Source organism: Streptomyces glaucescens (assembly GCF_002154375.1).
Lineage (GTDB): Bacteria > Actinomycetota > Actinomycetes > Streptomycetales > Streptomycetaceae > Streptomyces > Streptomyces glaucescens.
This window is the reverse complement of record NZ_MUND01000585.1, coordinates 1-5939: the sequence shown is the minus strand read 5'-3', so window position 1 is coordinate 5939 and position 5939 is coordinate 1. Positions and strand designations below refer to the sequence as shown.

Genomic DNA, 5939 nt, shown 5'->3' with positions numbered 1-5939 from the left:
AACGGCCGCTGCTGCCCGGCATGGTGCTCGCGGTGGAGACCCCCTCGTACTCCTCGGACACCGGGGCCATCATGATCGAGGACCTGCTGCTGGTGACCGATGACGGCCACGAGGTGCTCCACCGGCTGCCGCACGAGCTGACAGTGGTGGGCTGACCAGGTCGGGTGCGCGCACGCGCGCACTGCCCTTCGGACTACGCAGCACACCTCAAGGCGTCACCTGCCGTCTCAGGTCACGTCCCCGGCCTTGCGGTGGTCGACCACGGTATCCGGGCCGGGGCTCATGATCGTCTCGTGTCCGTTCTCCGCGCGCACGCGGTAGGGCGGCGTTCCGTCGGGGCCCAGTACCTCGACGATCTCCACGACATGGTCTTCCCTGCCAACGACACGACCGTGGACCACCAGACGGTCACCTTTGCTTGCATGCATGGCCAACTCCTCTTCGAGTACGGGCCCCGCCTCCTCAGGCGTGCGCCAGGTCGGCATTGGGGGCCGGCGGTATGACCTCGTCGGACAGCGCCGGCGGCACCCGCATGGCCGCCTACGACCGAGAGGTCGACGAGGCCGGGCAGTGGGTCTCACAACCCACTGCGCCGTGCCCCGCCCTTGGTGCTGGATCAGCCCAGAGGCAGCGTCAGGCACGCGGGGCTGCCGTCGTGGGAGCTGATCGTCGTGGTGCTGCCGTCGACGCTCGCGTCCGAGTAGAGCGGGTCCTTGCTGGTGACGACCAGCATCAGCTGGTGGTCGCGGGGCAGGTCGTAACCGGCGGCCTGCAGCTTCCAGGTGGCACTGTGATCCTGGTCGGGAGCCAGGTCGGTGAGTGTGAGGGGCTCGTGGGTGATGATGCGAGCCATGCTGTCGGGGCCCAGGTCGAAGAGGTAGGCCACCAGGGTCGTGGAGCGGGCGGTGCTGCGCACGGTCAGCGTGAGGTCGCAGATGCCCCGGATCCGGCGTGCCGCGCCATCGCGGCTGTCTGCCGCGACCGGGTCGCTCGTCCAGACGGCGAGGTTCTGCCGGTCGAACTTCTCGGTGACGTAGATCTTCGGGTTGCCGTTCCACTCGGCCTGGCCGCTCGTGATGACGGCGTCCGCCGCGATGGCCTCGGTCGGCTGCCCGGCGATGAACTCCCGCTGCCAGCCGGTTTCCGGTTCGGTTCCCAGTCCGCCGTCACGGTCGTCCGATGCGGCGGCCGTCAGGAACCACCGTTCGGTGGACGTGGTGATGTCCTCCCAGGACGGGCTCGACTCACGGGCGGCCGGTGTGACGATCTCGGTGCTTCCGGTCTGCGGATCGGTCCGGGTCTCGTACGTGAACATGATCTGGCTCCTGACCACGGGCCAGGCGGGTACGGCGTTGTCGATCCCGCGCACGTGATGGTCCAGCCAGGCGAACGCCTCCTCGACCGGCTCGTTGGGCCCGCTGAACGGGATGGCCAGACCGGCGCTCTCGGGCGCGGCGTGGTCGCCGATCCACAGGTTCAGGTGCTTGGGCACGGTCAGGCCGTTGAAGTGCTCGATGACCTGGCTGACCGGGAACAGTGTCTCGTGCCAGGTGTTGGAGAAGAACGTGGGAACGCCGCGGGCGTTGGTCTCGTCGGTGTACGAGGAGGGCGACCTCTTCCTGCCCCACTTCACCACGGCGTCGAGGTTCCGGCCGGCCTGGAAGTCCGCCAGGATCTGCCGAGTGGTCGCGTCGAACTTCCTCTCGACCGGACCGCCGGTGAAGTTGATCAGGGCGGTCACCGCCGCCAGGTGCCGGGTGTCGTGCTGGAAGAGACTCGCCGCCAGGTCGCCCCAGGTGCTCAGGGCCACGACCGCGGCCACGCGCTCCTTCGGATCGTGCGCCGCGACCAGCTGGCTGATACCCGAGCCGTAGGACTCGCCCAGGAAGGCGATCCGGCTGGGACTGAAGTGCCTCTCCGCGTACTCGATGACGGTCAAGCCATCGGCCCAGTCGAGAGGTCCGGCCACGTCGATCGTGCCTCCGGAGGTGAAGGGCCCGTCGACGTAGCCCTGACCGGGCACGGGCATCGTGAGGCCGATCCCACGGGGGGTGTAGGCCAGCACGTGGTAGCCGCGTACCGCCAGCTGGAGGTACGTGTACTCGAACAGGCCCCAGCCCAGGGGCGTCCAGCCGGCGGGCACGATCACCACGGGACGGGACTCGTCGGTCTTGAGCTTGATCGTGTGCGCCGACAGCCGTACGCCGTCCTCGGCAGCGATGCGGGGAAAACCGATGACCGCCTTCTGCCGCACCTGCTCCGTCAGCCTCTGCAGGTCGGGGGGCAGCACCGGCTGCTCAGCCGTGCCGTCCAGGGTAGCGATCAGCGCCTCGGCGACGTGGGCGGCGGCCGGATCCAGCGAGGTGGGCGAGGTGTAGATGCCGTGCCGGGCGATCCGGCTCAACTGTGCTGCGGTACCCACGCCGTCGTTGTTGTGCGGGTGGCTCACGATGCCCGTCCTCTCGCTGTCGCCGACCGAACCGTGAGGCACCGCCGGCGCATGCCGTCCGCCGGAGTCCCGGCGATTCCCCGATCTTGTCGGCCCACTCCTTCACCGACGGCGAAGGCCGCAGGGGGTGCGGAAGCACGGCCACCACTCAGCGCGATTCGAGCGCTCCCTGAGCACCCCGCACGCCCCGCGGGAATCGGTTACCGCATCGCGACAGCCCTCATGTGGTGTTGAGGGGCCCGCGGGAGCGCGCCGGTCCCAGGACTATCTCGGTACCGGTGACTTGCCGGAAACCGCGATACCGGCCTGGCGGAAGTCGTCGAGGGCGGCCGCGGTCGTGTCCGGGGCCACCCCGACCGAGTAGTCGAGACGTACGCGCGTGCGAAAGCCTGCCGCGACGGCGTCCAGGGCCGTCGCGCGTACACAATGGTCCGTGGCGATGCCCACCACGTCGACCTTCTCGACCCCGCGGCTGCGCAGCCAGTCCGCCAGCGGTGTGCCCTCCGCGTCCGCGCCCTCGAAGCCGCTCTTGGAGGCACTGTGGGCGCCCTTGAAGAAAACGGCATGCACCTTGCCGTCCGTGACAGCGGGTGCGAAATGCGGGTGGAAGTCGGCTCCCTCGTCTCCCGCCACGCAGTGGACGGGGAAGCTGTCCCGGAAGTCCGGGGTCTGGGAGAAATGGCCGCCGGGATCGATGTGATGATCCCGGGTGGCCACCACGTACCGGTACTCACGCCCCGCGCTCCGCTCGACCAGACCCGCGATCGCCGAGGCGATCCGCGCCCCTCCCTCGACGGGAACGCTGCCCCCTTCGCAGAAGTCGTTCTGCACATCCACCACGATCAATCCCCGGCTCATCACGACTACCTCTCAGCACGGTGGAACACAGGCGCGAACCACTGCGGCCATCCCTACCGATGCTGGGCAATCACAGCAGGGAGCGCCCGACCGGCTACGCCGAACGGGTGACCCCATGGCGGGCACCACCGGGCACGGCTCCGGCGACCCGGGAGGGCTTGGTCGATGCCTTGCTACTGCTGTGCGTCGACGATGCCGGTGAGGGCGTGTAGCCCCGCGACGATCCCGGCGGCCTCGGGGGCCTGGCCGGGCTCGGTGAGCCACTGCGTCGTCAGGCCGGTGAACAGGGCCATCTGCGCGGCGCCCAGGGGGCGGGCAGCGGCATCGCCGACCTCGTCCTCGGGTGTGCCGAGCAGCAGCGCGGCCAGGCCCTGGCGGCCTTGGGCCTGACTGGCGGCCGGATGGCGGCGCAGATCGTCGGAGTGTTCCGCCTGGGGCCGGGCTTCGACCGTGGCCAGCCACAGCGTCCGGTCGTCCTGGAAGGACTCGATCGATGAGCGAGCCGACGACACCGGACAGCGCCTGCCTGCTCGTAACGCCGAAGGTGACGGCGGGTGCGGCCAGGGCCCATGGGGCCGCGCAAGGTGCCCGGGGGTGCACTGCGCCCCGGCTTCGTCATCGACGACCTGATCCTCATGCTCATGGCCACCGGGGCCTGGAGGACACACCGCACGTCGGCCGGGCCACGGTCTCCCGGCGCTTCGACGCCTACGTGATCGAGGCGTTCCGCACCGCACCTGAGACGGGAGCGCCTACACGGCTGACGCCGGCACCACGGCTGCGGCTCGCGCACTCGCCCAGCACGCTGCAGGCCCGTCACGTGGAGGTTTCGTCACTCCGTGCACGAGGCTCGTTTCGGCAGCTCGCGGGCCGGGGTCGGCGACATCGCGCGCGCTGGAGGCGGAGCCGTCGGAGGGCCACGCCTACGACGCCCCTGGGCCTGGCCGACTTTTTCGACCAGCTCCCGGTACCGACGTATCGCCGCTCAGGCGATGAGCGCCTGGTCCGGTCCCAGCCGGTCCAGGAGGTGGTCCTGGTGCAGTTCCGCGACCGGGGCGAGCAGGTCGGGGTGGCGCAGCAGGGCCGCGGCCCGTATGTCACGCACATCGGGGTCGATCAGGCGGCGGAACTCGACCGGCGCGCTCCCCGCCGTGCCCTCGGTGACGGCGGACACGGCCAGCCGGGCCAGTTCCGGGTCGGTGAGCAGGCAGGCGGCCCAGCTGGCCACGACCTCGTCGACCCAGGTGCGCCAGGCGGTGTCCTCAAGCTCCGCACCGGCCGCAGTGTCGGCGCCGGTGATCCAGTCCAGGCGGCCCGATCCGCCCGGGCCGGCCAGGGTGACCAGCGCGGCGTCCGTGGGCGTCGGGTAGCGCAGGCAGGCCGCGACCGTGACCGCCTGCCGGGCCTGCGCCTCGCACAGGGCCGCGGCCAGGGCACCACCGGACGCCGGGTAGGCGCGCGTGAGCCACTGCGCGGTCGCCGCGATGAGCGGAGAGAGATCGGTGAGCACTGGCGGGCCGTCCGAGCTGCCGGGAACGGGGATGGGCCAAAAAGGTATCCCGGTGCCCGGGCGGATGGACATGGCCGAGACCTCGTCCGGGACGTGGCTTCGCCCACATTCTCGGGGTCGGGGGCCGGGGCGGGCGGCTCACTGGGGCATGAGGCCCGCCGCCACCGTCGCCCCCAGTTCCCAGCAGGCCTCCAGGTCGGCCCTGCCGGGCTCGCCGGTCACGGTGACCGGATCGGCCGCGCGGCGCCAGCCGAGGCCGGTCGTGATCGACTCGATGCCCCGCACGGCTCCGGTGACATCGCTGCCGCCGTGTACGTAGTAGCCGAACGGCCTGCCGCGGGTCTCGTCCAGGCACGGGTAGTAGACCTGGTCGAGGAAGTGCTTGAGCGCGCCGGACATGTAGCCGAGGTTCGCGGGCGTGCCCAGCAGGTAGCCGTCGGCGGCGAGCACGTCGGACGCGGTGGCGGACAGGGCGGCGCGCCGCTCGACACGGACGTTCTCGATCTCCGGGGTCGTCGCCCCGGCGAGGACGGCTTCGAGGATCGCCTGGCAGTTCGGCGACGGGGTGTGATGCACGATCAGCAAGGTGGCCACGGCGGAACCCTAACGCCCGTTGTCATGCGGGTTCCCCTGGTGGGACGATGCCCGCCACGCACGACCAGCCGGAGGAGGCAGCGTGACCGACGGGGACCACCGCCCGGACGCCGCGACGGTGTTCGACGCGCTCGGCAGCGCGTACGAGAAGGCGTTCGCGGGATCCGAGGCGCACCGGGCGTCGCTGGAGTGGGTGCTGGAACGGCTGGAGCCGGGCAGCAGGGTGCTGGACGTGGGCAGCGGAACGGGACGGCCGACCGCCGAGACGCTCGCCGGGGCCGGCCACCGGGTACTGGGTGTGGACGTGTCCCCGGTGATGGTGGAACTGGCCGCGCGGCAGGTGCCCGACGCCGAGTTCCGGTGCGCCGACATCCGCGAGACGCCGCTCGAGGACGGCTCCTTCGACGCGGTCTGCGCGTACTTCTCGCTGCTCCAGATGTCCCGCGAGGAGCAGTCCGCCCTGGTCGGCCGGCTGGCGCGGGCCCTGCGGCCCGGCGGGCCCATGGTGCTGGCGACGGTGCCCCTCGA

General features: G+C 71.1%; 7 protein-coding genes and 1 pseudogene. 2 read left to right on the top strand and 6 right to left on the bottom strand.

The genetic code is table 11. From position 1 onward, the window contains the following. Positions 1-227: 227 nt before the first annotated feature. From CCN42_RS32385 to CCN42_RS32370, 4 genes are all read right to left on the bottom strand, one after another. Complete coding sequence (locus CCN42_RS32385; protein WP_086173623.1) at positions 228-428, bottom strand: DUF1918 domain-containing protein; 201 nt, start codon at positions 426-428, stop codon at positions 228-230. Positions 429-616: 188 nt separating this feature from the next. Then, complete coding sequence (locus tag CCN42_RS32380; RefSeq protein WP_086740943.1) at positions 617-2449, bottom strand: alpha/beta fold hydrolase; 1833 nt, start codon at positions 2447-2449, stop codon at positions 617-619. Between the two features lie 264 nt (positions 2450-2713). After that, on the bottom strand, positions 2714-3307 hold the full coding sequence (locus tag CCN42_RS32375) for an isochorismatase family protein (protein ID WP_086740941.1): 594 nt from the start codon (positions 3305-3307) through the stop codon (positions 2714-2716). Between the two features lie 173 nt (positions 3308-3480). Continuing rightward, entirely contained in the window at positions 3481-3819 is a 339-nt protein-coding gene (locus CCN42_RS32370; RefSeq protein ID WP_086740939.1) for a TetR family transcriptional regulator C-terminal domain-containing protein, read from the bottom strand. Positions 3820-3900: 81 nt separating this feature from the next. Between CCN42_RS32370 and CCN42_RS45020 the strand changes: the two are divergent. Continuing rightward, positions 3901-4091: pseudogene (locus CCN42_RS45020) on the top strand (TetR/AcrR family transcriptional regulator); the annotation flags it as partial. Positions 4092-4292: 201 nt separating this feature from the next. On the opposite strand, the gene CCN42_RS32360 reads toward CCN42_RS45020, so the two are convergent. Then, positions 4293-4817, bottom strand: coding sequence for a hypothetical protein (locus CCN42_RS32360; RefSeq protein ID WP_086740937.1), 525 nt, complete (start codon positions 4815-4817; stop codon positions 4293-4295). Positions 4818-4955: 138 nt separating this feature from the next. Continuing rightward, entirely contained in the window at positions 4956-5411 is a 456-nt protein-coding gene (locus tag CCN42_RS32355; protein ID WP_086740935.1) for a flavodoxin family protein, read from the bottom strand. An 82-nt stretch (positions 5412-5493) separates the two neighbouring features. Between CCN42_RS32355 and CCN42_RS32350 the strand changes: the two genes are divergently transcribed. Next, positions 5494-5939, top strand: a 446-nt coding sequence (locus tag CCN42_RS32350; protein ID WP_086740934.1) for a class I SAM-dependent methyltransferase, incomplete at its 3' end; no start/stop codon positions are given.